At 51.5% G+C, this 25,808-nt stretch carries 24 protein-coding genes; 8 read left to right on the top strand and 16 right to left on the bottom strand.

The annotated features are described in order from the left end of the window. Nucleotides 1-78 precede the first annotated feature (78 nt). The 3 genes from IBX50_RS03855 (at nucleotide 79) to IBX50_RS03845 (ending at nucleotide 1,465) form a co-directional block, all read left to right on the top strand. Nucleotides 79-843: a DUF3223 domain-containing protein gene (locus IBX50_RS03855; protein ID WP_292253451.1), complete on the top strand. Its 765-nt coding sequence runs from the start codon at nucleotides 79-81 to the stop codon at nucleotides 841-843. A 119-nt stretch (nucleotides 844-962) separates the two neighbouring features. Continuing rightward, nucleotides 963-1,205, top strand: coding sequence for a type II toxin-antitoxin system Phd/YefM family antitoxin (locus IBX50_RS03850; protein WP_292253448.1), 243 nt, complete (start codon nucleotides 963-965; stop codon nucleotides 1,203-1,205). Continuing rightward, on the top strand, nucleotides 1,202-1,465 hold the full coding sequence (locus tag IBX50_RS03845) for a Txe/YoeB family addiction module toxin (RefSeq protein WP_292253446.1): 264 nt from the start codon (nucleotides 1,202-1,204) through the stop codon (nucleotides 1,463-1,465). The genes IBX50_RS03850 and IBX50_RS03845 overlap by 4 nt, the downstream gene beginning before the upstream one ends. Before the next feature lie 74 nt (nucleotides 1,466-1,539). Here the strand turns inward: IBX50_RS03845 and IBX50_RS03840 are convergent, their stop codons facing one another. From IBX50_RS03840 to glnE, 3 genes are all read right to left on the bottom strand, one after another. Further along, complete coding sequence (locus IBX50_RS03840) at nucleotides 1,540-3,762, bottom strand: NADP-dependent isocitrate dehydrogenase (protein ID WP_292253444.1); 2,223 nt, start codon at nucleotides 3,760-3,762, stop codon at nucleotides 1,540-1,542. A 213-nt stretch (nucleotides 3,763-3,975) separates the two neighbouring features. After that, nucleotides 3,976-4,947 carry a lipopolysaccharide heptosyltransferase II gene (gene waaF, locus IBX50_RS03835; RefSeq protein ID WP_292253442.1) on the bottom strand — a complete coding sequence of 324 codons (972 nt, stop codon included), beginning with the start codon at nucleotides 4,945-4,947 and terminating at the stop codon, nucleotides 3,976-3,978. Between the two features lie 34 nt (nucleotides 4,948-4,981). Next, nucleotides 4,982-7,906 (bottom strand): bifunctional [glutamate--ammonia ligase]-adenylyl-L-tyrosine phosphorylase/[glutamate--ammonia-ligase] adenylyltransferase, encoded by a 2,925-nt coding sequence (glnE, locus tag IBX50_RS03830; RefSeq protein WP_292253440.1) that lies wholly within the window; start codon nucleotides 7,904-7,906, stop codon nucleotides 4,982-4,984. Between the two features lie 167 nt (nucleotides 7,907-8,073). Between glnE and IBX50_RS03825 the strand changes: the two genes are divergently transcribed. The 3 genes from IBX50_RS03825 (at nucleotide 8,074) to IBX50_RS03815 (ending at nucleotide 10,933) form a co-directional block, all read left to right on the top strand. Then, nucleotides 8,074-8,793 (top strand): 2OG-Fe(II) oxygenase, encoded by a 720-nt coding sequence (locus IBX50_RS03825; protein WP_292253439.1) that lies wholly within the window; start codon nucleotides 8,074-8,076, stop codon nucleotides 8,791-8,793. A gap of 100 nt (nucleotides 8,794-8,893) precedes the next feature. Further along, on the top strand, nucleotides 8,894-10,612 hold the full coding sequence (dauA, locus tag IBX50_RS03820) for a C4-dicarboxylic acid transporter DauA (RefSeq protein ID WP_292253437.1): 1,719 nt from the start codon (nucleotides 8,894-8,896) through the stop codon (nucleotides 10,610-10,612). Between the two features lie 69 nt (nucleotides 10,613-10,681). Continuing rightward, on the top strand, nucleotides 10,682-10,933 hold the full coding sequence (locus tag IBX50_RS03815; RefSeq protein ID WP_292253435.1) for a hypothetical protein: 252 nt from the start codon (nucleotides 10,682-10,684) through the stop codon (nucleotides 10,931-10,933). Here the strand turns inward: IBX50_RS03815 and recJ are convergent. From recJ to ffh, 9 genes are all read right to left on the bottom strand, one after another. Beyond that, a complete protein-coding gene (recJ, locus tag IBX50_RS03810; protein ID WP_292253432.1) occupies nucleotides 10,926-12,722 on the bottom strand; it encodes a single-stranded-DNA-specific exonuclease RecJ in 1,797 nt (598 codons plus the stop codon). The two genes, IBX50_RS03815 and recJ, sit on opposite strands and share 8 nt — an antisense overlap. A gap of 42 nt (nucleotides 12,723-12,764) precedes the next feature. Further along, nucleotides 12,765-14,168: a threonine synthase gene (gene thrC / locus IBX50_RS03805; RefSeq protein ID WP_292253430.1), complete on the bottom strand. Its 1,404-nt coding sequence runs from the start codon at nucleotides 14,166-14,168 to the stop codon at nucleotides 12,765-12,767. 20 nt (nucleotides 14,169-14,188) lie between these two features. Continuing rightward, the gene (locus IBX50_RS03800) at nucleotides 14,189-15,493 is read right to left on the bottom strand and encodes a homoserine dehydrogenase (protein WP_292253428.1); all 1,305 of its coding nucleotides are present in this window, start codon (nucleotides 15,491-15,493) and stop codon (nucleotides 14,189-14,191) included. 70 nt (nucleotides 15,494-15,563) lie between these two features. Continuing rightward, nucleotides 15,564-16,289 (bottom strand): DsbC family protein, encoded by a 726-nt coding sequence (locus IBX50_RS03795; RefSeq protein WP_292253426.1) that lies wholly within the window; start codon nucleotides 16,287-16,289, stop codon nucleotides 15,564-15,566. Between the two features lie 178 nt (nucleotides 16,290-16,467). Then, nucleotides 16,468-16,824 carry a 50S ribosomal protein L19 gene (gene rplS / locus IBX50_RS03790; RefSeq protein WP_292253424.1) on the bottom strand — a complete coding sequence of 119 codons (357 nt, stop codon included), beginning with the start codon at nucleotides 16,822-16,824 and terminating at the stop codon, nucleotides 16,468-16,470. 17 nt (nucleotides 16,825-16,841) lie between these two features. Then, a complete protein-coding gene (trmD, locus tag IBX50_RS03785) occupies nucleotides 16,842-17,612 on the bottom strand; it encodes a tRNA (guanosine(37)-N1)-methyltransferase TrmD (protein ID WP_292253453.1) in 771 nt (256 codons plus the stop codon). 43 nt (nucleotides 17,613-17,655) lie between these two features. Next, entirely contained in the window at nucleotides 17,656-18,189 is a 534-nt protein-coding gene (gene rimM / locus IBX50_RS03780) for a ribosome maturation factor RimM (protein WP_292253422.1), read from the bottom strand. 76 nt (nucleotides 18,190-18,265) lie between these two features. Beyond that, the gene (rpsP, locus tag IBX50_RS03775; protein ID WP_292253420.1) at nucleotides 18,266-18,514 is read right to left on the bottom strand and encodes a 30S ribosomal protein S16; all 249 of its coding nucleotides are present in this window, start codon (nucleotides 18,512-18,514) and stop codon (nucleotides 18,266-18,268) included. A 278-nt stretch (nucleotides 18,515-18,792) separates the two neighbouring features. Next, on the bottom strand, nucleotides 18,793-20,190 hold the full coding sequence (gene ffh, locus IBX50_RS03770) for a signal recognition particle protein (RefSeq protein ID WP_292253418.1): 1,398 nt from the start codon (nucleotides 20,188-20,190) through the stop codon (nucleotides 18,793-18,795). Nucleotides 20,191-20,312: 122 nt separating this feature from the next. Between ffh and ccsA the strand changes: the two genes are divergently transcribed. Then, nucleotides 20,313-21,110, top strand: coding sequence for a cytochrome c biogenesis protein CcsA (ccsA, locus tag IBX50_RS03765; RefSeq protein WP_292253414.1), 798 nt, complete (start codon nucleotides 20,313-20,315; stop codon nucleotides 21,108-21,110). A 12-nt stretch (nucleotides 21,111-21,122) separates the two neighbouring features. After that, a complete protein-coding gene (locus tag IBX50_RS03760) occupies nucleotides 21,123-22,421 on the top strand; it encodes an HlyC/CorC family transporter (RefSeq protein WP_292253411.1) in 1,299 nt (432 codons plus the stop codon). A 43-nt stretch (nucleotides 22,422-22,464) separates the two neighbouring features. Here the strand turns inward: IBX50_RS03760 and trpS are convergent, their stop codons facing one another. From trpS to IBX50_RS03740, 4 genes are read right to left on the bottom strand one after another with little or no spacing between them, the layout of a single operon-like run. After that, the gene (gene trpS, locus IBX50_RS03755; RefSeq protein ID WP_292253409.1) at nucleotides 22,465-23,535 is read right to left on the bottom strand and encodes a tryptophan--tRNA ligase; all 1,071 of its coding nucleotides are present in this window, start codon (nucleotides 23,533-23,535) and stop codon (nucleotides 22,465-22,467) included. Nucleotides 23,536-23,559: 24 nt separating this feature from the next. Beyond that, nucleotides 23,560-24,084, bottom strand: coding sequence for a gamma carbonic anhydrase family protein (locus tag IBX50_RS03750; RefSeq protein WP_292253405.1), 525 nt, complete (start codon nucleotides 24,082-24,084; stop codon nucleotides 23,560-23,562). Between the two features lie 15 nt (nucleotides 24,085-24,099). Beyond that, entirely contained in the window at nucleotides 24,100-24,729 is a 630-nt protein-coding gene (locus IBX50_RS03745) for a CoA pyrophosphatase (protein WP_292253402.1), read from the bottom strand. Between the two features lie 10 nt (nucleotides 24,730-24,739). Next, a complete protein-coding gene (locus IBX50_RS03740; protein WP_292253400.1) occupies nucleotides 24,740-25,567 on the bottom strand; it encodes an ion transporter in 828 nt (275 codons plus the stop codon). Nucleotides 25,568-25,808 lie beyond the last annotated feature (241 nt).

Here is a 25,808-nt window from a genome sequence, read left to right as displayed (position 1 = left end):
CCCGCTTATATCCCCGCCCGATTGGGCGAGGGTTTACGCGGATTTTGCTAAATGTAGTTTTCAAAAAGGAGTAGGGCTTTGAGCCGCTTTTCAATAACAGTTGGCAATAAGACATTTCCCTCAAAAAAAGCTGCGCTTTCATTTTATAAGCAGATCATTGACCGCTATGGTTTTGGTGAAAATTTATCCGATGAAGATGCAAAGAGTTTAATAGCGCTTGGTTTTAAGGAAGAGGGCACTTCTGAAGAAGTCGCAGAGATTGCCGAAGAAATGGTGGCTGATTTCTATAAAAATGGCGATGAAATCCCATCGAGAAAACTTCAAGGAGTCATGGTTGATCGCCACCCAGATTTCAGAACAACAAAATGTTTTTATTTCTTTGGTGATGTTGATGGAAAAAGAATAAAAGATATTTTTAGTTATAGAATGGCAATCAATGGACTCCCAACAGATATTCAGACATTCTCAAGAGCTTGCAGGTTTTCAGTTCACGACAGAGTTAGAAAATTCAAGATCGATCAGTTTAAAAACCGTCCTGTTCAATGTGCTTTGACAGGGGATGTAGTCGAGTGGGAAGAATGCCAAGTAGATCATAAGGCTCCGCTCACTTTCTCTGTTATTGTAAAAAGCTTTATTGTTTCAAATGATATTGATATTTCAAAAATAGAGTACGAACATAAAAATTCGAGGGATTATTTTTCTGATAGCGATCTTTCTGAAAAATTTTATGATTACCATAGAAAAATGGCTGTTTTGAGGATTGTGTCTACGAAAGAGAATCTTAAGTTATCTGGCTCAGCCAGAGTAAAACCCACGCAAAAAGATGGTGTATTAAAAGACTGAGCTATCAAAGAATTGCAGCCGATAAACCGCTGAATGCAGCGCCCCACAAAGCGCACACCTTGACGTACGTCCATGATTGCGTACAATTGGTTATAAGTTAACCATGCAAGAGGTGTGTCATGGCTGGAATTACCGCTACCGAAGCACGCAGCAACCTTTACCGGTTGATTGATGAAACGGCTGAGTCCCACCAGCCGATTGTTATTATGGGCAAGCGGAATAAAGCCGTCTTGGTGGCTGAAGAAGATTGGGCTGCTATTCAGGAAACACTTTACCTGCTCTCAATACCCGGTATGCGTGAGTCTATTCGTGATGGAATGGCAACAACTGTTGATCAGTGCAATGAGGAACTGGACTGGTGACCTGGAAGTTGGTTTACACCAAACAAGCCCAGAAGGATGCAAAGAAACTGGCTTCCAGCGGCCTGAAGAAAAACGCTCAGGAGTTGCTCACCTTGATTGCAAGAGATCCTTACAGCAAGCCACCTCCGTTTGAGAAGCTCATTGGTGATCTATCAGGGGCTTATTCTCGTCGAATCAATATTCAGCATCGCTTGGTTTACCAGGTGCTTGAGAATGAGAAGGTGATCAAGATTCTCCGGCTCTGGAGCCATTACGAATAATGCAGCAGCCCTGAAAACAAAACCCCGAAGCACCTTGCGGTACTTCGGGGTTTTTTACATCTCAACCGACTGGATTATTTAACGCTTTCCAATGCCTGGTTGAAGGTGGCGCTGGGGCGCATAACGGCGTTGGCCTTGGCCAGATCCAACTGGTAATAACCACCCAGATCTGCAGGCTGGCCTTGTACTTTGCTCAGCTCTTCCAGAATCTGCTGCTCTTTTTCTGCCAGAGTTTTTGCCAGTGGCGCAAACTTGGCAGCCAGTGCTGGGTCATCCTGTTGTGCGGCCAGTTCTTGTGACCAGTAAAGAGTCAGGTAGAAGTGGCTGCCACGGTTATCCAGCTCACCCACTTTACGTGAAGGTGATTTGTTGTTTTCCAGCAGAGTTCCAGTAGCCTTGTCCAGCGCCTGTCCCAGTACCTTGGCGGTTTTGTTGTCATTTTTCTGACCCAACTCTTCCAGCGATACAGCAATCGCCAAGAATTCACCCAGCGAATCCCAGCGCAGGTGGTTTTCCTGCAGGACTTGCTGAACGTGTTTGGGTGCAGAACCGCCTGCGCCAGTTTCGTACATGCCGCCACCAGCCAGCATGGGTACGATGGACAGCATTTTGGCAGAAGTACCCAGCTCCATGATTGGGAAGAGGTCGGTCAGGTAATCACGCAGTACGTTACCAGTAACCGAGATGGTATCTTTACCGCGAATCATACGCTCCATGGAGGTACGAATGGCACGGTTGTAACCCATCACACGAATGTCCAGACCGCTGATGTCATGTTCTTTCAGGTAAACTTCAACTTTCTTGCGCAGCTCACGGTCGTGGGCGCGTTCTGCATCCAGCCAAAAAATGGCAGTAGTATCGGATTGACGGGCACGGTTAACAGCCAGTTTAACCCAGTCACGCACTGCAGCGTCTTTGGTTTGGCATGCGCGCCAGATGTCGCCTTTCTCAACATTGTGCTGCATCAGCACGCTGCCATCGGACTTGACCACACGCATCACACCGTCTTCATTCATTTCGAAAGTTTTGTCGTGTGAGCCGTATTCTTCAGCTTTCATTGCCATCAGGCCAACATTGGGCACAGAACCGATCGTGGTCGGATCAAAGGCACCGTTGGTTTTGCAGAAGTTGATCATTTCCTGATAGATGCGAGCGTAGGTAGACTCAGGCATAACCGCTTTAACATCTTTCTGCTTGCCGTCACGACCCCACATTTGACCGGAGGTACGGATCATGGCAGGCATGGAGGCATCAACAATAACGTCGCTGGGGATGTGCAGGTTGGTGATGCCTTTAACGGAATCAACCATCGCCATTTCAGGACGGTGTTCGTAACAAGCGTGGATGGCTTCTTCGATTTCATCCTGCTGAGACTGTGGCAAGGTTTTGATCTTGTCATAAACACTGGCCATACCGTTGTTGGGGTTTACGCCCAGCTTATCGAACAGCTCGCCGTATTTTTCAAACACTTCACGGAAGAACACCCGTACCGCGTGACCGAATACAATCGGGTGGGAGACTTTCATCATGGTGGCTTTAACGTGCAGCGACCACATCACTCCGTCTTCTTTACATTCCTGCAGGGTGCGCTCAAAAAAGGCATCCAGTGCTTTGGAGCTCATACACATAGCGTCCAGCACTTCACCTTCCTGCAGTTTCAGGCTCTTTTTAACTTCAACCTTGCCTGCCTGGTTCACAAATTCGATACGGACTTCATCGGCCTTATCCATGGTGATGGACTGTTCGCTGGAGAAGAAATCACCTTCACGCATGTAGTCAGCGTGTGAGCGGGAGGCCTTGCTCCACTTACCCATGGAGTGCGGGAATTTGCGGGCAAAAGCTTTAACAGCAGGTGGTGCACGACGGTCAGAGTTACCCTGACGTAATACTGGGTTTACCGCAGAGCCCAGCACTTTGGAATAACGCGCCTGGATTTCTTTTTCTTCTTCAGTGGTGGCTTCGTCTGGGTAGTCGGGGATGTCGTAGCCCTTGGACTGCAGTTCGGTGATGGCTGCTTTTAACTGAGGAATAGAGGCACTGATGTTTGGTAATTTGATGATATTGGCATCGGGATGTTTGGCCAGCTCACCCAGCTGTTCCAGAGTATCCGGTACACGCTGTTCCTCTTTCAGGCGATCAGAAAAACCGGACAAAATACGTGCGGCTACGGAGATATCACTGGTTTCCACTTCAATGCCGGCAACCTTGGCAAAGGTGCTGACGACGGGCAGAAGAGAAAAAGTCGCCAGTGCAGGTGCTTCGTCTGTAAAGGTGTAAACAATCTTTGGTGTTGTCATTTTGTTCCCCGATTCCTTAGTTGTATGATCGACAACTCTTGCTGACGCTGACGCAACTTTTGGTCGCGTGTACCGCTGGAGTTATACGCTTGAAACGTGTAAATGGGTTAGCTAGTAATTTTACAACAGGGGATTTTACAGAAAATCTGTCCATTTTTATACGGGGCAGGCTTAATACCAAGGGCTAAGCTGCAGTGCAGCATAGGCACATCTTTATAGTTCACCGAGTTTTTGCTCCAGCTGATCCAGCTGAATCCACTCTGCACCCAGGTGTGGAGCCAACCCCTGAGTGCGCTCCGGCAACTCACCTTGCACCGGCAGATAAACCGACACGCCACAAGCACAACCCAGCAGCGCCAGCGGGTTATCCTGTCCCACTTGCAGTTGCGCCAGCGACAAAAGATCCACCACCTGCTCCCAGCTGAGTTGACCGACAAAATTCACCAGCTGCGATTTTAAGCGAGCATCCATTTGTGACAACAGGTGTTCAATTTCCAGCTGCTCATGGCGTGAGCCAAACAGCCAGATTTGCCAGCCCTGCTCCAGCGCCTGTAATAAAAAAGACTGCTGCTGCACAGGATCAATCCGGTGACGTGCTGGCTCCAGAACGTGCAAACTCCCCGGACACCAGGCCAGTACAGGCTTGTCCAGCGTCAGCTGATGCTGCTCTAATAACTCTTGCTGAGCCTCACTATCCACCTTCATGCCCAGTGGCTTGATGGCTGGCAGAGGCTCACCGATATCCCAGGCCAGTGCGCGGTAACGATCCGCCGGATGTGGATGCAGATCCTTGCGCGGCAAGCGAATATCAATCAACAGGGAATAACGGTATTTACCCCGATAACCCGTGCGCTCAGGTACATTGGCCAAAGCCGGGATCAAAGCGGGTTTAAAACGATCCGGCAATACCCAGGCATGGCTGTAGTTCTTGCCCTGCATTTCAATACCGGCGCGCCAGTAGAGTCTCCATCCCATATTCGGTTCTGGCAGATTCAGGGTTTGATCCACCTGCACAAAACGGCTGACCAGTCCCGCCAGCCCAGTTGGTGTCATCACATCGAGCGGACGTGCCGGATGCTGTTGCCGTAAATCCGCCAGCATGGCTTGTGCCAGCAGGTTTTTCTGGGCGGTTCCGGGCATCACCACCAGCTGCCGACCGCCTTGCGGGCGACGAAAATGTCCCATGTGTTATCCCCAGCCTGTTTGATGATCCTGATGTTTAAATTTGGGTGCCAAAAATAGCCTGCCAGATTTGTGTCACCTGCTGGCGGTGTTCTGCCCAGGGTTCTGCTGCCACACAAGTGCCGGCTTTTTCCAGCGCGGCGTGATGTGCCGCGCCGCGATAAGCCAGATAGGCCTGCTGTAACTGCTCAACCTGTGATGCAGGTAAAACCTCTGTGGCTGCCAATGCATCCAGAATGCGCATGTTATCAGTAAACTCCAACAATGCCGGGTGAGCATGGCTGTAGGCCAGCACGCAGTACTGCACAATAAACTCGATATCCACAATGCCACCGGCATCCTGCTTGATGTGAAATTCATCAGCTGCGGTTTTTTTCGAGCCCAGATTGTCGCGCATTTTTATACGCATCTGTACCACGTCATCTTGCAGCTTTTGCAGATCCCGCTGCTGACCGAGAATTTTTGCCCGCAGCTGATTAAAACGGGCTGTCAGCTCTGCATCACCACAGATGACCCGCGCCCGCACCAGCGCCTGATGCTCCCAGGTCCAGGCCTGTTTTTGCTGGTATTCACCAAAGGCTTTTAAACTGCTGACCAGCAAACCGGAGTTGCCGGAAGGACGTAAACGCATGTCCACCTCATACAACTGACCCGAAGGCGTCACCGCTGACAAAAAGTGGATGATGCGCTGCCCCAGACGGCTGTACCAGGTGATGCTGTCGAGGGATTTTTCACCGTCACTGCCCTGGGTGGGATGACCATCATGGACAAACACCAGATCCAGATCTGAGCCATACCCCAGTTCGATACCGCCCATTTTGCCATAACCAACAATAATAAAACCCGGATCGGCTTTTTCACCATTGGCCAGTACCGGATAACCATAACGCCGCGTCAGGTCTTTCCAGCTTTGGTGCAGCACCTGCTCCAGCAGCACCTCGGCAATAAAAGTCAGGTAATCACTGACTTTCATCAGGTGGCGACGCGCCACAATATCGGAGGCCGCCACCCGCAGTACATTGGCATGACGAAAATAACGCAGTGCCTCCATCAGGGCTTCCACGTCATCCTCAGGAATCCGGCTGAGGTGCTGACGCAGTTCATCTTGAAGGCGGCTTTTGTCGGCAGGTGAATAGAGGGTTTCCGGGCTGAGCAACTCATCCAGCAGGATCGGCATTTTTGCCAGCTGCTCCGCCAGCCAAGGGCTGACCGCACACATCTGCACCAGTTGTTTTAATGCCTGGGGATTTTCAGTCAACAGCAACAGATAAGCGGTTCGGCGTAGTACGGCTTCTATCAACCAAAGAGTACGCTCCAATGCCAGATCCGGCTGAGTGGTTTCACTGACTGCTCGTAATAACAAGGGCATCAGTTGATCCAGACGCTCACGCCCGACCTGCTGCATACTGGCTACTGCCCGCCCTTGATGTAATGAATTCAGCAGGTTCCAACTTTGTTTTGCCTGATTAAAGCCCGCCTGCTGCAACAATTCTTCAGCCTGCTGGTGATCCAGTTCATCACTCCACAAACAGGCCAGCCCGTCATCCATCTCATCACCGGGCTGTTCTTCTGGGTCGGCAATCACTGCATCAAAATGCTGGCGTACCCGTTCGCGGATCTGATTCAGCCGCTCCACCAGTTGTTGCCAACCATCAAAACCACAACGAAATGCTACTCGCTGTTGTGATGTTTCATCTTCCGGCAGTATCTGGGTTTGACGATCTGCCAACCCTTGCAGGGCATGTTCCAAATCGCGCAAAAAGGCATAACACTCCAGCAGTTCATCGGCTGCCTGTTGTGGCATCAATCCCAGTCCGGCAATCACCGGCAACACCTTACGAATGGATCGTTCCTGCAGTTCGGTATCTCGCCCGCCACGAATCAGCTGAAACACCTGAGTGATAAATTCCACCTCACGGATACCACCGGAACCCAGCTTGATGTTGTCACCCAGATTTTTACGCCGCACCTCGCGGTTGATCATGGCTTTCATGGCGCGTAGGGATTCAATGGCACTGAAATCCAGATAACGCCGATACACAAAGGGACGCAGCTCACTCAGCAGCTGTTCTCCAGCCTCCCGATCACCAGCCATCACCCGTGCCTTGATCATGGCGTAACGCTCCCAATCGCGCCCCTGATCCTGATAATATTCCAGCAAGGCATTAAAACTCAGCGCCAGCGCACCAGCATCACCATAAGGGCGCAGGCGCATGTCCACACGAAACACAAAACCTTCAGCGGTGCTTTTATCCAGCGCAGTAATCAGTTTTTGTCCCAGCCGGATAAAATACTCCTGATTATCAAAACTGCGCCGCCCACCCAGGGTTTCACCCTGTTTGGCAAAAGCAAAAATCAGGTCGATGTCGGATGACAGGTTCAACTCATTGGCACCCAGCTTACCCATACCCAGCACCACCAGGCGTAGTGGTTGCACCTCACCGGATTCTTGCTGTGCTGCTGTGGTACCACGCGGATAGGGCAGCCCCCAGGCTTCGGCATAGTGTTGCTCCAGCCAGCTTAATGCGGCTTCAACCGTGACATCGGCCAGTGCACTGATCTCAGCCGAGGTTTGCCAGACACCTGTTGGTCGCCCCGCCTGCTGGGCATCCCGCCATAACAGTCGCAACATCACCAGACGACGAAAACGGCGTAACCGCCGATGCAGTGAGTCTTCATCAACCGGCGGTTTGCCTTCAGCATCCTGCAGCAAAGACTGGCACCACTGGTGGTAGTCACCCAGCTTCATGGGTTGATCCAGTCGCCCTTGCGCCAGCAGATCAGACAGCAGGGTTGAATCGGCAGCCAACAGGTCGGTGGCATAATCACTGCTGACCAGCAGGCGGGTCAAACCTGCCAGTAAATCCGGCGGAACAGGTGCTTGCAACCGACTAAAGGCTTGTTGTGCCACAGCATGAAGGGAGGGTGGCAGGAGTGACAAATCGGGTTGTGGCAAGGTCATGGAGTATCCCCGGAGCAAGGCAGCAGGCAAAAAGTCAGCCCAGCATAAACACTGGCAGGCTGCGGCTCAAGCGCCTGTGACCCTTCCCATCTATCTGCCGCTTTTTTTACTGTACTTGTTGAAGATTCAGCAAGAAAATGGCGCTTTGTATTATCAGGGATGCACTCATGTCTGATTCACTGCTTGAACTGGCGTTTGAAGTTGCTGAAACAGCCCCACCCAGACCCGATCTGGTTGAAACGGCTGACGCTGCTCCGATTGTTATTCCCTTTGACAGCCTGCTGGATGGTCTGGTGGATCAACACTGGTTTGTGGCAGAAAACTACCTGCCGGAAGCCTTGTGCCAACAACTGCTGGAGGATTTGCAGCAGTTACGTGCCCAGTCACTGCTGACCCCCGCAGGTATCGGACGTGGGCAGGAACACCTGCAGGATACAAAAATTCGCGGCGATTACACCCACTGGTTGGATGGCAGCACTCCGGCACAGGCCGCTTATCTCACCATCATGCGGGAATTAAAAGACACCCTGAACCGTGAGCTGTTTCTGGGATTGTTTGAATACGAATGCCACTACGCCCTCTATCCACCCGGTGCTTTTTATCAGCAACACCTCGACAGTTTTCGTGGCCGCAGCAACCGTAAAGTCACCACTGTGTTGTATCTGAACCCTGACTGGCAGCAGATGGATGCGGGTGCCATGCGGATTTTTCATCCGCATACCGGACAACCCATCATGGATGTACCACCCCGCAGCGGCACTTTGGTGTGTTTTTTATCCGAAGAACTACCCCATGAAGTGCTGCCTACCCAGACAGAACGCGCCAGTATTGCCGGGTGGTTCCGCTGCAACGCATCACTGAACGGCATTATTGATCCAGCACTCTGACCCATGGGTCACCCCTTGGTCGAAGTGACAAGACCGGGTACAATCCTTAATCTGATCCACAAAATAACAACACCACTCTGTACCGACCTTCAGGATTATCATGTCCTTACCCTTTGCATCTGCAGTCAAGGAAACCCTGCGTCAGGGTTACAGTCTCAGCGATTTACGTGCCGATCTGATGGCAGGCATCACGCTGGGTATCATTGCGGTTCCTTTAGCCATGGCGCTGGCGATTGCCAGTGGTGTGCCACCTCAGTACGGTCTTTATACCGCCATAGTGGCCGGTGCGGTGATTGCCTTAAGCGGCGGCTCACGCTTTGCTGTCAGCGGCCCTACCGCGGCTTTTGTGGTGATTCTGCTGCCAGTAACCACTCAATACGGGCTGGGCGGATTATTGCTCGCCACACTGATGGCTGGTGTCATTCTGGTGACCATGGGGTTGCTTAAACTCGGGCGGTTGATCCAGTTTATTCCGGCACCCGTCACCCTGGGTTTTACTGCCGGCATTGCACTGGTGATTGCCAGTTTGCAACTTAAGGATCTGTTTGGTTTGTCCGAGATGGACAATACCGCACACTTTTTTGTCAAGATTCTGGATTTTATTCACTACCTGCCCGCCATCAGCTGGGGGGATTTTGTGGTGGGTGCGGTCACACTACTCACGTTGATTCTGTGGCCAAGATTAAAAACACCGATTCCCGGTCATTTACCCGCTTTACTGCTGGGTACAGCACTGGCATTGCTGGGTAGCCGCTGGTTACCGGGATTTGAATCCATACTGCTGGGTGACCAGTTCAGCTGGACACTGGGAGAAGAAAGTGGGCGCGGGATTCCACCCGTGGCACCGTCTTTTATTTTCCCCTGGTTAATGCCCGGTGCGGATGGTGAGCCGATTGGTCTGAGCTGGGATCTGATCACGGCACTGCTACCTGCAGCCTTCACCATTGCCATCCTGGGCGCCATTGAATCACTGCTCTGCGCAGTGGTAGGTGATTCACTGGCCGGTGGCAAGCATGATCCGAATGCAGAGCTGGTTGGTCAGGGGCTGGGGAATCTGGTGGCACCCTTTTTTGGTGGTATCACAGCAACCGGTGCTCTGGCGCGGACTGCTGCCAATATCCGAGCCGGTGGACGCTCACCCTTTGCAGCCTTTTTTCATGCCATTATGGTGCTGGCCTGTATCCTGATTTTTGCTGACTGGTTATCTTATTTGCCCATGGCGGCACTGGCCGGACTTTTGTTGATTGTGGCCTGGAACATGAGTGAATCCCATCACGTGCTGCGCATGATCAAGGTTGCCCCGCGCAGTGATCTGCTGGTATTGATGACCTGCTTTAGCCTGACGGTGATGTTTGATATGGTGCTGGCGGTAGGTGTGGGTATTGTGCTGGCTTCATTGTTGTTCATGGGGCGGATGGCGCAGCTGACCGAGGCACGCACCCTGACAGAGGAAGAACACAGCGAGCTGAAATTACCTCAGGGTGTTGCCTATATCAGTATTGCCGGACCACTGTTTTTTGGTGCCGCTGAAAAGGCACTGGGACGCTTGTCTCAGGTAGATTCCGGTATTGAGGCCGTTTTTGTGGATATGCATCAGGTGCCCTCACTGGATATCACTGCGATTGATTCACTGGATGCAGCCATACGACAGCTGGCACTGGATGATAAAAAAATCACCTTTATTGGCCTTAATCCACGTTTGATCCTGAAATTACGTAGAGCCGGTATTCGCAGCAACCACCAGATCAGTTTTGCCCGTACCGCCAGACAAGCCTGCCTGCATTTGGAGCCCAACCTGCCAGAAGCGGGACAAGGTTAACAAAAAAACACGCTGTTTGATGCGATAATCAGGCAAGCTATGGGGTTAGTCTTTTGGGAGATACCAATTATGATGCAATCGTCTCAGGAAGAAAAAAACAAATCCATTGCCTTGGTTGCCGCTGTATTGTTTATCATTGCCTTTGCTGTGGTGGCCTACATGTTTTTCAAGAGTTTTATGCTCAATCCGGAAGCCATGAAACTGCGTGAAGGGCATCGTGATGAAGACTACTGCCGCATGGTAAAACTCTACATGGAAACCGATGGCAGAGAAGGCTGGCGCGATTTTCGTAACATCTACTTTAAGGACTGCCTCAAGTAACCACAACTGCTGCTTGGCTGATATTAAGCTGCAGTGAGCGCCGATCTCGGAAGATATTTTCTTCCAGTTGGTAGGCAATACGGATCAGATCACCGGCCTGAAAAGGTAGTTCAGCACCGGCATGTGGCAGAGCACGAAACCAGATTCCCTTGTGCATCTGCCCATCACCGTCCACTGATAACTGCAACAATAGGTGAACCGGGTCAGCACCCACCACCCTCAGGCTATCCACCCGGAACACACCAGCAAACAGCGGTGCATCAAACTCCCGACCAAAAGGCTCCAGGGTTTGTATCAGGTTCAGGGTATCCAGACTCAGCAATCCAGCACCCAGCTCACCATCGGTATAAATGCAGGGGCTTAAACGGCGATCACCCAGCTGAACACAGATTGCCCGCTCAAAAGCCTGCTGAAAAATGACCAGTTTGTCTTTCCAGAGAGTCAGCCCTGCTGCACCCTGATGCCCACCAAACCTGACCAGCAGACCGGGATGGTAATCATCCACTCGCTGCAGAGCATCACGAATATGGATACCCGGCACACTACGCGCCGAAGCTGAAAGCTGGCCCTCATCTGCGGCAGGGGTTAATACCACGGTGGGGCGACCATGTTGTTCTACCAGTCGTGAAGCAACTATCCCCTGCACACCTGAATGCCCATCTTCAACATAAGCCACCAGACTCTGCAGACCGGCAGCAACCTGCTGCTCTGCTGCCGCCATGGCACTGTGTACCATTTCTTTTTCGACAAGACGGCGATCTTGATTATCACTATCCAGCAACTGCAACTGGTAACTGGCTGCTTCGATTTGTTCTGCCAGCAAAAAGTGCAGCGCTGCATAAGGATCAGCCATACGCGAGCGAGCATTGATACGTGGCCCCAGCTGAAACCCCAGAGTGGTGGCGGTAAATGCCTGATGATTGCTGCCCATCAGCTGGCGGAAAGCTTCCCAGCAGGGTGCTGTGGAGGCATTCATCAGCTCCAGCCCAACCCGCACCAGCGCCCGGTTGATGGCACTGGCTCCCAGAGATACACAGTCTGCCACTGTACCCAGAGCAACAAAGGGCAAGAGCGCTGAAAGTTTGGGTGTGGTGGCAGGCACCCACCCGGAGGTTACACAAGCATTACGCAATGCCGACATCAACAGCCAAGCCACAGCACAACCGGCCAGTGTTTTATCTGGGTAAGCACAATCATCCCGTGTGGGGTTAATCACGGCAAAAGCCGAAGGGGGTGGGCCTTCTTTGGGTAAAGCATGGTGATCGGTGACCAGCACATCAATACCCGCTGCTTTTAACCGGGCAATCCGTGCTTCATCAGAGGAGCCACAGTCGGCCGTGATAATCAGCTGAGGTCTGGGTGAGTTCGACAGGATACGATTCACCAGTGAGTCACTGACACCGTAACCATCCTGCATCCGGTGTCCGATCAGGCTACTGATACGGGCAGGTGCTACACCCAGATATTCAGTCAGGGTACGGTAAATCACCACGTGGGAGGTAATACCATCCACATCATAATCGGTCAGAATGCCAATCTGTTGCTGCTCTTGTAATGCTTGCTGCAAGCGTTTCACTGCAGGCTGAATATCGGCCAGCAGCTCTGGATTAGCCAGTTGCTGCAGGCCAGGATTAATCAAAGCGCTGACAGAAACCACCCCAGAGTCCAACCTGCCAGCCAGAATCCGTGCCAGCAGTGGATGCACTCCTTCTGCCAGCGCCTGCTGATAAACAGCCCGATTCAGTGGGCGTTCAATCACCTTGCGGTGTTCTCTATTCAGCTCAGCCACGATCAAACTTTGCAATCAACAGTAGGGGAACACACCTCAAGATCAGCGCCCTGCACGACTTTGCTCAGCCGCCACATGGTTCTGTATTGCCTGTAAATCGGCAGGCAATACCGTGTAACGCTCCTGCCTTTGCAGCAGATCACTCATGTGAGGTGGCAGAGCTGCACCCTGCGCAAAACCGGCTTTGATTACTGCCTCTTCAAACTTGGCCGGATGAGCCGTTGCCAGTGTAATCACTGGTACAGCCGGATCAGTGGCACACTGTTCGGTAGCCAGATAACCCGTTGCAGTATGCGGATCAAGCAGTTCACCGGTGCGTTTGTAAGCATCAGCAATCACTTTCAGAATAGTGGCATCATCCACCGCCAGACTGGCAAAAATCTCTTTTGCCTTGCTCCAGGCTGCGGCATCCAGCTGGGTTGCACCCTTCTGGAAGTTTTCCAGCAAGCTTGCTACCGCCTTGCCATCCTGCTGATACAGATCAAACAGCAGGCGCTCAAAGTTTGAGGACACCACAATATCCATTGAAGGTGCCAAGGTTGGCAGCAGCGTTTTTTTGCTGAAATCATTGTCATGCAAGGTACGATGCAAAATGTCGTTGGCATTGGTTGCTACAATCAATTGCTTGATGGGCAGTCCCATTTTGCGCGCAACATAACCGGCAAACACATCACCGAAGTTGGCTGAAGGCACACTGAAAGACACCTCACGGTGAGGTGCACCCACGGCTACAGCACTGGTGAAATAATAAACAATCTGAGCCATGATGCGTGCCCAGTTGATTGAGTTAACCGCAATCAGGCGCTGCCCACCCAGAAAACTCTGATCACCAAAACTGGCTTTGACCATCGCCTGGCAATCATCAAAATCACCTTGCACCGCAATGTTATGCACATTGTCAGCAATTACACTGGTCATCTGGCGGCGCTGTACTTCAGAAACCCGCTGGTGTGGATGCAGAATAAAAATATCCACATGCTGGCAGGGTTTGCAGCCTTCAATGGCAGCCGATCCGGTATCACCGGAGGTGGCACCCATAATCACACCGCGTTCACCGCGCTTACCGAGGAAATGATCCAGCAAACGACCCAGCAGTTGCAGGGCAATATCTTTAAACGCCAGAGTTGGCCCGTGGAACAACTCCAGCAGGAAGTGGTTGCTGTCCAGTTGTTTCAGCGGAGCCACAGCATCATGACTGAAAGCCGCATAGGTGTCTTTCAGCATCTGCCGGAAGGTGTCTTCATCAATGCAGTTGCCGATGTAAGGAAGCATCACACGAAAAGCTACTTCGTGATAAGGCAATCCGGCCAGCGCTGCAATTTCATCCTTGCTCATCTGTGGATAAGTTTCCGGGACATACAGGCCACCATCGGTGGCCAGTCCGGTTAGGACAACTTCTTCAAAGTTCAGTGCGGGGGCTTGCCCACGGGTGCTGATATAACGCACGGCTGTTATCTCGCTGTTAATTATTGATCGTTAAGGCTTTCTACACGGATACGCATCACACCACCGGCGATATCAGCCAGGGATTCCAGCTGACGAATCACTTCATTCATGGCGGCTTCGCGGGTTCTATGAGTCAGCAGAATAATCGGTACCAGCTCACCTTCGGTGGAGTCCTTCTGGATGATGGCTTCAATACTGATACCCTGATCACTCAGAATTGTGGCAACCCGTGCCAGTACACCGGGACGATCCACCGCCAACAGACGTAGATAGTAGGCGGTTTCGATTTCTTCCATGGGCAATACCGGCAGATCATCCGCCTGTTCAGCAAAGGCCAGATAAGGAACACGGGATTCCTGATCAGAACCCATGGCACGCGCCACATCCACCAGATCGGCAATCACTGATGAGGCAGTCGGTTCAGCACCGGCACCGGCGCCGTAATAGAGGGTCGGACCCACCGCATCACCGTAAACCATCACCGCGTTTTTTACGCCATGGACATTGGCCAGCAAGCGCTCTTTGGGAATCAGCGTCGGGTGCACTCGCAACTCCAGACCATTATCCGTGCGACGGGTAATGCCCAGATGTTTGATGACATAACCCAGTGCATCAGCCTGGCGGATGTCAACAATATCAATCCGGCTGATGCCTTCGGTGTAGACCTTGTCAAAACTGAGTGGCACCCCAAATGCAATGGCGGAAAGAATGGTCAGCTTGTGGGCGGCATCTATGCCTTCCACATCAAAGGTAGGATCAGCTTCGGCATAACCCAGTTCCTGAGCCTCAGCCAGCACGTCTTCAAAGGTGCGCCCGGCCTGTTGCATATTAGTCAGAATGTAGTTGCCCGTGCCGTTGATGATACCGGCCACCCAGTGAATTTTGTTGGCTGTCAGGCCTTCACGGATCGACTTGATGATCGGGATACCACCGGCTACTGCCGCTTCAAATGCCACCACCACACCGGCTTCACGGGCAGCCTGAAAAATTTCGTTGCCATGAACGGCAATCAAAGCCTTGTTGGCGGTAACCACGTGTTTGCCTGCTTTAATTGAGCGCATCACCAGCTCAAACGCAGCGTCATAACCACCAACCAGCTCTACCACCACATCAATTTCGGGATTTTCAGTGACATCCAGAATTTCCTGCGAGACATAAACACTGGAGGTATCACAGGAGGGGTTCGGGCTACGGCTAGCAACCTGTTCCACAACAATAGGACGACCTGCACGACGGGCAATTTCGCTGGCATTACGCAGCAGCACATTAAACACACCACCGCCAACAGTTCCCAGACCACAGATGGCCACTTTTACAGGCTTCAAGATTGTCTCCTTCGTTTATTCATGTCACTGAAAATTGGGTTATGCATTTGGGCAACTTTAGAGCAGTAGCTCAGAGTCCCAGTTCATTGATGAGCCGATCTGCCGGAATAAAACCGGGTATCAGGCGTCCACTCGGTAAAATGATTGCCGGGGTTCCCTGAATACCAAGACTGCGTGCAAGATCATACTGGGCTTGTACGGGGTTGTCACACTGGCGTGCCGGTACACGTTTACCTGCCTTGGCATCATTCATCGCCTGACGGGTATTGTCTGCACACCAAACATTAACCAGTTGCCGATAACCTTCTCCAGCTACACCCTGACGTGGAAAAGCCAGATAACGAATTTCTACACCCTGACGGTTCAGCTCTGGAACCTGCTCATGCAGACGCACACAATAAGGGCAGGTGATGTCAGTGAAAACCTGTACAACCGCGCGTGTTTCATCGATTGCTGGAAACACCACCTGCTCCGATGCTGGCAGTTGCTGAATCATCTGACCACGGCGAAGGGTTCTGGATTGCTCAGTCAGATCCTGTAGACCTGAGTCAGTCAAAGCCAGTAGATTACCGGCAAACAGGTACTCACCACTGTCACTGATATACAGCAGATCACCGGTATTCAGCAGCACCTCGTTAAATCCACTCACAGGAGTTGGTTTCAGCTCAACAATTTGAATACCGGGATTCAGTTTCTGCAGACTCTGTTGCAACTGATTAAGTTTATCCGCTACAACCACCGGAGCAATAACCAGCAGCAGTAACAGCAAAGAAAATTTGATCACCTTGTTATACATACGCCTCTCCATAACTGGATCGTGATCACAGGGATCAGGCAAATAAGCCGTTCAGTATGCCTTTGCAACCTGCAAAACACCATGCCAATGGATCTACAAAATAAAAACGGGCACCCGAAGGCGCCCGTTTTTTACTGTTGCATATTCTTTGCTGCCGGAAAGCAGACAAAAGAACATATCAGACCAGTTTTTCCTTGATACGTGCAGACTTACCGGAACGCTCGCGCAGGTAGTAAATCTTGGCCTGACGCACGTCACCGCGACGTTTGACAAGGATAGAGTCAACCAGCGGGCTGTAAACCTGGAAAGTACGCTCAACACCAACGCCGCTGGAAATCTTGCGAACAGTGAAAGCAGAGTTCAGGCCGCGATTACGCTTGCCAATCACCACACCTTCATAAGCCTGCAGACGCTCGCGGTTGCCTTCTTTTACTTTAACCTGGACAACAACAGTGTCACCAGGTGCAAAAGAGGGGACTTCTTTGTTCATTTGTTCGGCTTCAAGAGCCTGGATAATCAAGTTTTTATTGCTCATTGCTGCTCGCTCCTAGACTAAGGCCGCTCGACTTGCGCCCTGGTAAGCGGGGCATCGTATTCGCGGATAAATTCTGCCAATAAATCCTGCTGCTCCTGATTGAGCTGACGCCCGGCCAGCAAGTCAGGTCGTCGCAGCCAGGTTCGACCCAGCGCCTGCTTCAGACGCCATCGACGTATTGCTTCGTGGTTGCCGCTCAACAGCACCCCGGGAACACCTTGCCCGTCTATCACCTCAGGCCGCGTGTAGTGCGGACAATCCAGCAAACCTGAGGCAAAAGAGTCCTCTTCTGCAGAGGCTTGGTGCCCAAGCACACCGGGCACCAGACGTGACACAGCATCAATCAGTGTCATGGCTGCCAGCTCACCACCGCTGAGGACATAGTCACCTATAGACCATTCCTCATCGATTTCAGAGGCCACCAAGCGCTCATCAATTCCTTCATAACGCCCTGCAACAAGAATATGCTTGTTGCGGCACGCCAGTTCTTCCACACCAGCTTGATCCAGCTTACGCCCCTGCGGCGAAAGATAGATCACTCTGGCTTCAGGTCCGGCTGCTGCTTTTGCCGCCTGAATGGCTGCACGCAGAGGCTCCACTTTCATCAACATTCCGGGACCACCGCCATAAGGGCGATCATCCACAGTGCGATGCCGATCCGTTGCATAATCACGCGGGTTCCAGAATTCAAATTCCAGTAACCCTTGTTTCATGCCACGGGCAAGTACACCTTGCTCGGTGATGGCGCTGAACATCTCCGGGAACAGAGATACAACACCAAACCACACTCTGCGCGACTCTGTGTTCGTCACTTGCTGATGCCGATCTGTTTCAGAAGTCTGCATCCCAGTCCACATCGATCTGAGCAGCTTCAAGATCAACCTGACGGATCACATCAGGGATCAACCAGGGCACCAGCCGTTCTTGCTTATCCAGGCTACCTTCACAGGGTTTTATCACCAGCACGTCATTGGCTCCGGTATCCAGCAGGTAATCTACCTGTCCAAATACCTGGCCTTGCAAATTGATCACTTTAAGACCAACCAGCTGGCTCCAGTAGTATTCACCCTGCGGCAGGTCAGGCAATTTTGACCGACTCAGCCTGATTTCAGCCCCGGACAGTAGCCGAGCTTCTTCGGGGGTGTTGATGCCATCAAGCCTGGCAATCAAACCTTTACCGTGTCTGCGACCATCCAGCTTACGGATTACCTTGCGTTCACCCTGATGCAGCAAGTGCCACTCGGGGTAGTCCAGCAGGTTTTCCATTGGGTCGGTGTAGGAATAAACCTTCACCCAACCCTTAACACCAAAGATGCTGGTAATTCGACCCAGCACAATTTCATCAGTGTCATTATTAGTTACCAACTGATTTCCTGAACTTCCGCTCATGTGCATCAGCCTCACTCATGTGCGAAAAGAAACATCAGGACTACCACAGCAATTACTGCTGTTTGGCAGCTTCTTTAACCAGTTTTGCTACACGATCAGACAGCTGTGCACCCTGAGAAACCCAGTGCTGCAGGCGGTCAGAATCAATGCGCAGACGCTCAGCATTACCTTGAGCAACAGGGTTGAAGAAACCCAGACGCTCGATGTAACGACCATCACGCGCATTGCGAGAGTCAGTCACGTTGACGTGATAGAAGGGGCGCTTTTTTGCACCGCCACGAGCCAGACGAATGGTTACCATTGCAAGTCTTTCCTTTAAAGTATCCGGAATACAGCACAGAACAGCTCTGCTGCTGCAAGAAATTTGCGACCAGGGATATCACCCTATCCGGGTAAAGCCACCCAAGCACATAAAACACTGCTCAAAAGGCAAGGCACCCGAAAGGCGAAGTATTCTAATGGATAACTTCAGCCTTGGGAAGGCTTGACCCGAGTAGACTGCTAAATAATCCCTGAGTCTTCAGGGTTGCGCTATTGTAGAGTGCCGCCGGACAAACGCAAGCGGCAGCACTGCTTTTTTCAAAAGCGCGGAGGAAAACCACCACCACCGAGGCCACCCATCCCACCCATACCGGGTGGCATCTGCCCCTGCATACCGCGCATCATGTTGGCAACGGCACCCTTGTTGGTCATTTTTTTCATCATCTTCTGCATTTGTTTATGCTGTTTGATCAGACGATTCAGATCCTGCAGCTGGGTGCCGGAGCCTTCACAAATGCGACGTTTGCGTGATCCATTTAACAGTTCCGGCTTTTGTCGCTCCCAGGGGGTCATGGAGTTGATGATGGCTTCCATTTTGCCAAACTCTTTCATCGGCCCTTGCTGCTCGGCAATTTTAGCCAGACCTCCCATACCGGGAAGTTTCTCCAGCATATTGGACATGCCGCCCATTTTTTTCATCTGCTGCAGCTGCTCACGGAAATCTTCCAGATCAAAACCCTTGCCTTTTTTGACCTTGCTGGCCAGTTTGGCGGCTTTGTCCTTGTCCATGGTGCGCTCAGCTTCCTCAATCAGAGAAAGCAAATCACCCATACCCAGAATCCGGGAAGCAATACGCTCAGGATGGAAGGGTTCCAGCGCATCGGTTTTTTCACCCATACCGATGTACTTAATTGGTTTGCCGGTCACCTGGCGTACCGACAGCGCCGCACCACCACGGGCATCACCATCCGCCTTGGTCAGCACCACACCCGTCAACGGCAAGGCTTCATTAAATGCCTTGGCTGTGTTGGCCGCATCCTGACCCGTCATGGCATCCACCACAAACAGGGTTTCACAAGGCTTTAACTGAGCATGAATTGCCTTGATCTCAGCCATCATGCCTTCATCAACATGCAGTCGACCGGCGGTGTCCACCAGCATCACATCATAAAACTTGATTTTGGCTTCGCGCAGAGCGGCCTCAATGATGGCAGCCGGTTTTTGATCTGGCGTAGAAGGAAAACAATCCACACCCACTTCTGCCGCCAGAGTCTTCAGCTGCTCCATAGCGGCGGGGCGATACACATCCACCGACACCACCAGCACTTTTTTCTTTTCTCGCTCACGCAGGTGACGCGCCAACTTGGCAACTGTAGTGGTTTTACCTGCACCCTGCAGACCGGCCATCAGCACGGCGGCAGGTTCACCTTTCAGCTCCAGACCAGCGTGGGACGAACCCATAGTCTCAGTCAGCACTTCATTTACTATTTTCAGGAACTGCTGACCCGGCTGCAGCGCCTTGGATACTTCCTGACCAACAGCACGCTCACGCACCTGATCAATAAAGGTTTTCACCACCGGCAAGGCAACATCCGCCTCCAGCAACGCCATGCGTACTTCCCGCAGGGTGTCCTTGATGTTGTCTTCCGTCAGTCTGGCATTACCGGAAATACTGCGCAGTGTCTGCGACAGGCGATCACTTAAACTTTCAAACATGTCTTGCCCTCACTAAGCATTTGCGCCGATTATAGACCAAGAAGCACCCGGAATGGATGCCAAAGTCAGAGGAATCGGCTAGGATAGGCAGATTATTCTTTATGGAGCCTCAGAACCCCAGCATGGTCGCCCTTCTTCCTTTTACCTTACTTGCCATTGCTTTTTATCTGGCTGGAGCATCCAGGGTCTGGCTGAAGCTGGCTCGCAAAGCTCCAGAAAAGACTTTACTGGTACAGCTGCTGGGGCTGGGTGCCTTGATAACTCACGGTATTGCCCTGTATGGCCACCTTGGCCTGCCACAGGATTTTAACCTGGGTTTTCTGGAAGCCGCTTCGTTGGTCAACTGGCTGATTTGTACTTTTATTCTATTCGCCAGCCTACGCCACCCCACATTAAATCTTGCTGCTGCACTCTTCCCACTAGCCGCCATTTTTTTACTGCTGACCCAGCTCTCCGGTGGCCACACAGCCAAACCACGCAGTGAAGATGGTCTGTTTCTGCATATTATTGCCTCACTGTCAGCCTACAGCCTTTTTGCGCTGGCCAGTGTACAAGCTGTTTTGCTGGCAATACAGAACCGCCAGCTAAAACACCGTCACCTGCAAGGGCTGATAGCGGTGTTACCACCCCTGCAGACCATGGAAAGACTCTTGTTTGATCTGCTGCTGGCCGGTCAGATTCTGCTGACACTCGGCATAATCAGTGGTTTTATCTTTTTTGACAGCCTGTTTGCACCGGGACTAGCCCACAAAAGTGTGCTGTCACTGGCCGCCTGGCTGACGTTTGGCCTATTACTGGTCGGACACTGGCGTTTTGGTTGGCGGGGCATGACGGCTGTACGCTGGACTCTGGGCGGCAGCCTGTTATTGTTACTGGCCTATTTTGGCAGCAAATTTGTTCTTCAATTTATTCTCGGATGAGGTAAACACCGCTTGAACGCTGAATTCCCCCTTGGGCTGCTACTGGGAATACTGGCACTTTTAATTGCCTGCTCCGCATTCTTCTCCGGCTCTGAAACCGGCATGATGTCGATCAACCGCTACCGCCTCAGCCACAAGGCCAAGCAGGGTGACAAAGCCGCCATTCGTATCAGTAATCTGCTGAAACGCCCGGATCGGCTGTTGGGTGTCATTCTGATCGGCAATAACTTTGTTAATAACTTTGCTGCCGCCATTGCCACGGTTATCGCCATCCATTTTCTTGGCGAAAGCCTGGGGCCACTTGCAGCAACTTTTGCACTGACCATTGTGGTGCTGATTTTTGCTGAAGTGACCCCTAAAACCCTGGCGGCACTTCACCCAGAACAGTTTGCCCGACCCGCGTCTTTTGCTTTAACACCACTGCTCAAACTGCTTTATCCGCTGGTATGGATTGTTAACCTATTTAGTAACTTCATACTGCGACTGCTGGGTGCACGACCTGACGAACACAAGCAGGACAATCTAACATCAGAAGAGTTACGCACCGTAGTGAATGAGGCCGGCAACCTGATTCCCAGCCGCCACCAGGCTATGTTGCTGTCAATTCTGGATATGGAAAAGATCACTGTGGATGACATCATGATTCCACGCCAGGAAGTCACCGGCATCGATCTTGAACAGGATATGGACACCATTCTGGAGTTGTTGCGCCATTCGCAGCACACTCGCATCCCGGTATACAAGGGCGACATCAACAATGTTATTGGCATCCTGCACCTACGCGGTGCCCTGCGCCTGATTGCCTCCGAAAAACCGAGTAAAGGCATGTTGATTCAGGAAACTCGGGAACCCTACTTCATTCCCGAATCCACTCCGCTGCAAACCCAACTGCTGAATTTCCAGAAGGAAAAACGCCGTATAGGTATAGTAGTGGATGAATACGGTGATGTGCAGGGACTGGTCACCTTGGAAGATATACTGGAAGAAATTGTGGGTGAATTCACCACTGATGTGCCCCAGCATCAGGATGACATTCAGCCACAGCAAGATGGCTCCTGGCTGATTGATGCCAGCGCCACCATCCGGGAAATCAACAAACAGCTGGAATGGGAATTACCCACTCACGGCCCCAAAACCCTGAATGGACTAATTCTTGAACATCTGGAATCCATTCCTGATGGCAATATCTGTGTGGCTTTTGGTAGTTACCGCATCGAAACCCTGGAAGTGAAAGAAAACCTCATCAAGGCTGTGCGTTGCTGGGAAGACACCAGCAAAAAGCGTAAAAAACTGCTGCGTCGAAAATCCTGAAAAAACGGGCGACCTCTGGATTACAAAAGTCGCCCGTTACCGATCAGATAAAACGACCCAGACCAACAGCTACCTTAAGACGATCCAGGAAAGGTGTGGCTTCAGCGCGGGCTTTATCAGCACCCTTATGCAGCACAGCTTCGACATAAGCCGGATCAGCCAGCAAACGCTGGTATTCCTCACGCGGTGTCCGTAACTGCTCATTCAGGTACTCAAACAGCTGCCCTTTCATTTCTCCCCAGCCGATGCCCGCCGCATAACGCTCACGCATTTCAGCCACTTCTACAGCAGAGGCAAAAGCCGTATAGATCTGGAACAGGGTGCAGTCCTCAGTATCCTTGGGTTCACCGGGTTCCAGTGAGTTGGTTTTGATCTTGTTGATCAGTTTGCGGAATTTCTTTTCCGGCTCGAACAGCGGAATGGTGTTGTTGTAGCTTTTGCTCATCTTGCGGCCATCCAGACCATTCAGCACCGCCACCTGCTCATCCACCACTGCCTCTGGCAGAGCAAAAAACTCTTCACCAAAGATATGGTTAAAGCGCTGACCGATATCACGCGCCATCTCGATGTGCTGTATCTGATCACGACCAACAGGCACACGAGTCAGGCCAAAATCCTGACCAGCAACCTGCTTTTGACTGAACATCAGAATATCCGCCGCCATCAGGATCGGGTAGCTGTACAGCCCCATATTGATGCCTGCATCCGGATCACGATCACCGGCATCCAGATTTTCCTGCACACTGGCTTTATAAGCATGGGCACGATTCATCAAACCCTTGGCTGCCACACAAGTCAGCAGCCAAGTCAGCTCGGGGATTTCCGGAACATCGCTCTGGCGATAAAAAATGGCATGATCAGTATCCAGCCCCAGCGCCAGCCAGGTAGCGGCAATTTCCCGGCGGGACTCAGCCACTCGTTGTGGCTCATGGCATTTAATCAGAGCATGAAAATCGGCCAGAAAATAATAAGACTGCACCTGTGGATCACGACTGGCGTTAATAGCCGGACGTATGGCACCCACATAGTTACCCAGATGAGGGGTGCCCGTGGTGGTGATACCGGTTAACACCCGGGTGAAAGCACTGGAGTTTGCTGCTGCTGTTGTATTCATCAATAACTCTTGTTGTAAGGTGAATCAGGGACGTGGTCGCAGGGTGGACAGATAACGCAGGCCATTTTCGACATAATGGGCAGCACTGGCTTCGAGTCTGGCTTTTTCATCGGCCCGCAGTTCGCGCTTGATTTTACCGGGTGACCCCATCACCAGTGAACCATCAGGCACCACCATACCTTCAGGGATCAGGGTATTGGCACCAATCAGGCAGTAACGACCAATTTTTGCACCGTTCAGCACCACAGCGTTCATGCCCACCAGACTGTAATCACCCACTTCACAGCCATGCAGCATCACCTTGTGTCCTATGGTGACACCCTTGCCTATCACCAGCGGATAACCTACATCGGTATGCAGAATGGAACCATCCTGCACATTGCTCTGCTCTCCGATAATGATTGGATCGTTATCACCTCTGACAACCACATTAAACCAGACACTGGATTCGGATTTAACTAACACATTACCAATCAACATGGCATTGGGCGCCACAAAAATATCTTCACCCTGTAACTGCACACGACGCTCTTCAAGGTCATACAGCATGGCTGGCTCCTTTTATTATTTGAATGCGTCAGGCGGAAAGAGCCTGACCGGATGTTCTATCAGCTTACCTGCTGGCTTGTGATGCAAATCAACATCCATATTAAACCCGACCTGCAAGAGTTCGACCAGCATCATCGCAGACAACCCCCAGATGGTGTATTCACCAAAAGGAAAACTGGGCACATAATAAGTGGTGTCAGCAACCCGGATCACATCGGTATGGCTGCGTGGGTCCTGTAATAACCAGCTAACAGGTACATGAAAAATGGCATCCAGCTCGGCTTCACAGGGCTGCAGCTGTAACTCGGCTGGCACCAATCCCACAAAAGGAGTGACCTTGATGCCGTGCAGAGACACCACATCACTCAGCGGGTTCAGCAAGCGCACCTGATCAGGGTTCAGCCCAATTTCTTCCTGTGCTTCACGCAAGGCAGTGGACTGTAGATCAATATCTTCTGCATCCCGTTTACCACCGGGGAAAGCCACCTGACCACTGTGGGTTTTCATGTGGTCAGCACGGCGAGTCAGGATAATAGAGGGATCATCACTTTCGGTCACCGGAATCAGCACTGCAGCCTCAGGCATCACCCAGCGCACGCGGCGCGGACGAAAGGCCTGCATCTGCTCTGCCAGCCGGTTCAGCATCAGCCTACCTCTAGGGTTTGTTATCCATTTTGGATTCGATACGATCCATCTGGGCGCGCAGGATTTCCATGTTCTCACGCATCCAGTGAATTTCTGCTGCTTCACCTTGTCCAGTCTCAATTTCGTACTGGGTGCTTTCCTTCTGCATCACATCCAGCACAATACCAATCATCATGTTCAAAAAGATAAAAGCATTCAGGAAGATAAAGGTCAAAAAATAAATCCAGCTGTAGGGGTAATGCTCCATGGTCGGGTACAAAACTGCGGTTGCCCAGCTCTCAAAAGTCGCCACCTGAAACAGCGTTAACATGGATACTGCAATATTCCCCCAGAGTTTTTCATCCACATCGTGGAACAGGAAACTACCAACCGCCCCGTAGATATAAAACATGATAAACATCAGCAGGGCGACATAAGCCATGCGTGGCAAGGATTTAACCAGTGCTGACAGCAGGATGCGTAACTCCGGAATCATCGAAACCAGACGCAACACCCGGAACACCCGCAGCAAACGCGCCAGCAGTACCATTTCTGAATCATCAATCGGAATCAGGCTGGCGGTAACAATCAGGAAGTCAAAGATGTTCCAGCCCTTCTTGAAAAAGTGCAGCAGGTTTTTTTCAGCCGCCAGACGGATGATGATTTCAATCAGGAAAAAAAGTGTTACCCCCCAATCCAGCCAGTAGATGATCTGCTCAAAACGACTGGATTCTTCATAAGTTTTGGCACCAATCAGCAAGGCTGAAACGATGATGATACCGATCACAACAGTTTCAAAAACCTTGTTGGCTCGTAAGGTTTCCAACTGATCTCGCCATTGGGTCGCACTGTGACTCATTGCCGCTTAATCTCCCGGAGAAAAAAACGAATTATCCGCGATTCATACCAACAGGCAAGAAAAACAATTCAGCAGGGTTTTATCTTTGATCTTGCGAGCCAGCCGTGACATGAGGATGTAGTGCCGCGCCTGCTTGACCCTGCTGCCAGCGACCCCATGTTTTGGCGACCCGTTTTTGCTGAGCAATAGTTCGGAGGAGCTTTGCAACTACGGTGCTATTGCATCATGAAACTGTCTGAAC

Source organism: Marinospirillum sp. (assembly GCF_014859565.1).
This window is presented reverse-complemented; position numbering and strand designations above follow the sequence as displayed.

Bases quoted from the DNA above. Each gene is read 5' to 3' on its own strand.
- IBX50_RS03850 (WP_292253448.1), top strand. From the start codon at position 963: ATGGCTGGAATTACCGCTACCGAAGCACGCAGCAACCTTTACCGGTTG.
- IBX50_RS03840 (WP_292253444.1), bottom strand. From the start codon at position 3,762: ATGACAACACCAAAGATTGTTTACACCTTTACAGACGAAGCACCTGCA.
- waaF (WP_292253442.1), bottom strand. From the start codon at position 4,947: ATGGGACATTTTCGTCGCCCGCAAGGCGGTCGGCAGCTGGTGGTGATG.
- glnE (WP_292253440.1), bottom strand. From the start codon at position 7,906: ATGACCTTGCCACAACCCGATTTGTCACTCCTGCCACCCTCCCTTCAT.
- IBX50_RS03825 (WP_292253439.1), top strand. From the start codon at position 8,074: ATGTCTGATTCACTGCTTGAACTGGCGTTTGAAGTTGCTGAAACAGCC.
- dauA (WP_292253437.1), top strand. From the start codon at position 8,894: ATGTCCTTACCCTTTGCATCTGCAGTCAAGGAAACCCTGCGTCAGGGT.
- IBX50_RS03815 (WP_292253435.1), top strand. From the start codon at position 10,682: ATGATGCAATCGTCTCAGGAAGAAAAAAACAAATCCATTGCCTTGGTT.
- IBX50_RS03795 (WP_292253426.1), bottom strand. From the start codon at position 16,289: ATGTATAACAAGGTGATCAAATTTTCTTTGCTGTTACTGCTGCTGGTT.
- rplS (WP_292253424.1), bottom strand. From the start codon at position 16,824: ATGAGCAATAAAAACTTGATTATCCAGGCTCTTGAAGCCGAACAAATG.
- rpsP (WP_292253420.1), bottom strand. From the start codon at position 18,514: ATGGTAACCATTCGTCTGGCTCGTGGCGGTGCAAAAAAGCGCCCCTTC.
- ffh (WP_292253418.1), bottom strand. From the start codon at position 20,190: ATGTTTGAAAGTTTAAGTGATCGCCTGTCGCAGACACTGCGCAGTATT.
- ccsA (WP_292253414.1), top strand. From the start codon at position 20,313: ATGGTCGCCCTTCTTCCTTTTACCTTACTTGCCATTGCTTTTTATCTG.
- trpS (WP_292253409.1), bottom strand. From the start codon at position 23,535: ATGAATACAACAGCAGCAGCAAACTCCAGTGCTTTCACCCGGGTGTTA.
- IBX50_RS03750 (WP_292253405.1), bottom strand. From the start codon at position 24,084: ATGCTGTATGACCTTGAAGAGCGTCGTGTGCAGTTACAGGGTGAAGAT.
- IBX50_RS03745 (WP_292253402.1), bottom strand. From the start codon at position 24,729: ATGCTGAACCGGCTGGCAGAGCAGATGCAGGCCTTTCGTCCGCGCCGC.
- IBX50_RS03740 (WP_292253400.1), bottom strand. From the start codon at position 25,567: ATGAGTCACAGTGCGACCCAATGGCGAGATCAGTTGGAAACCTTACGA.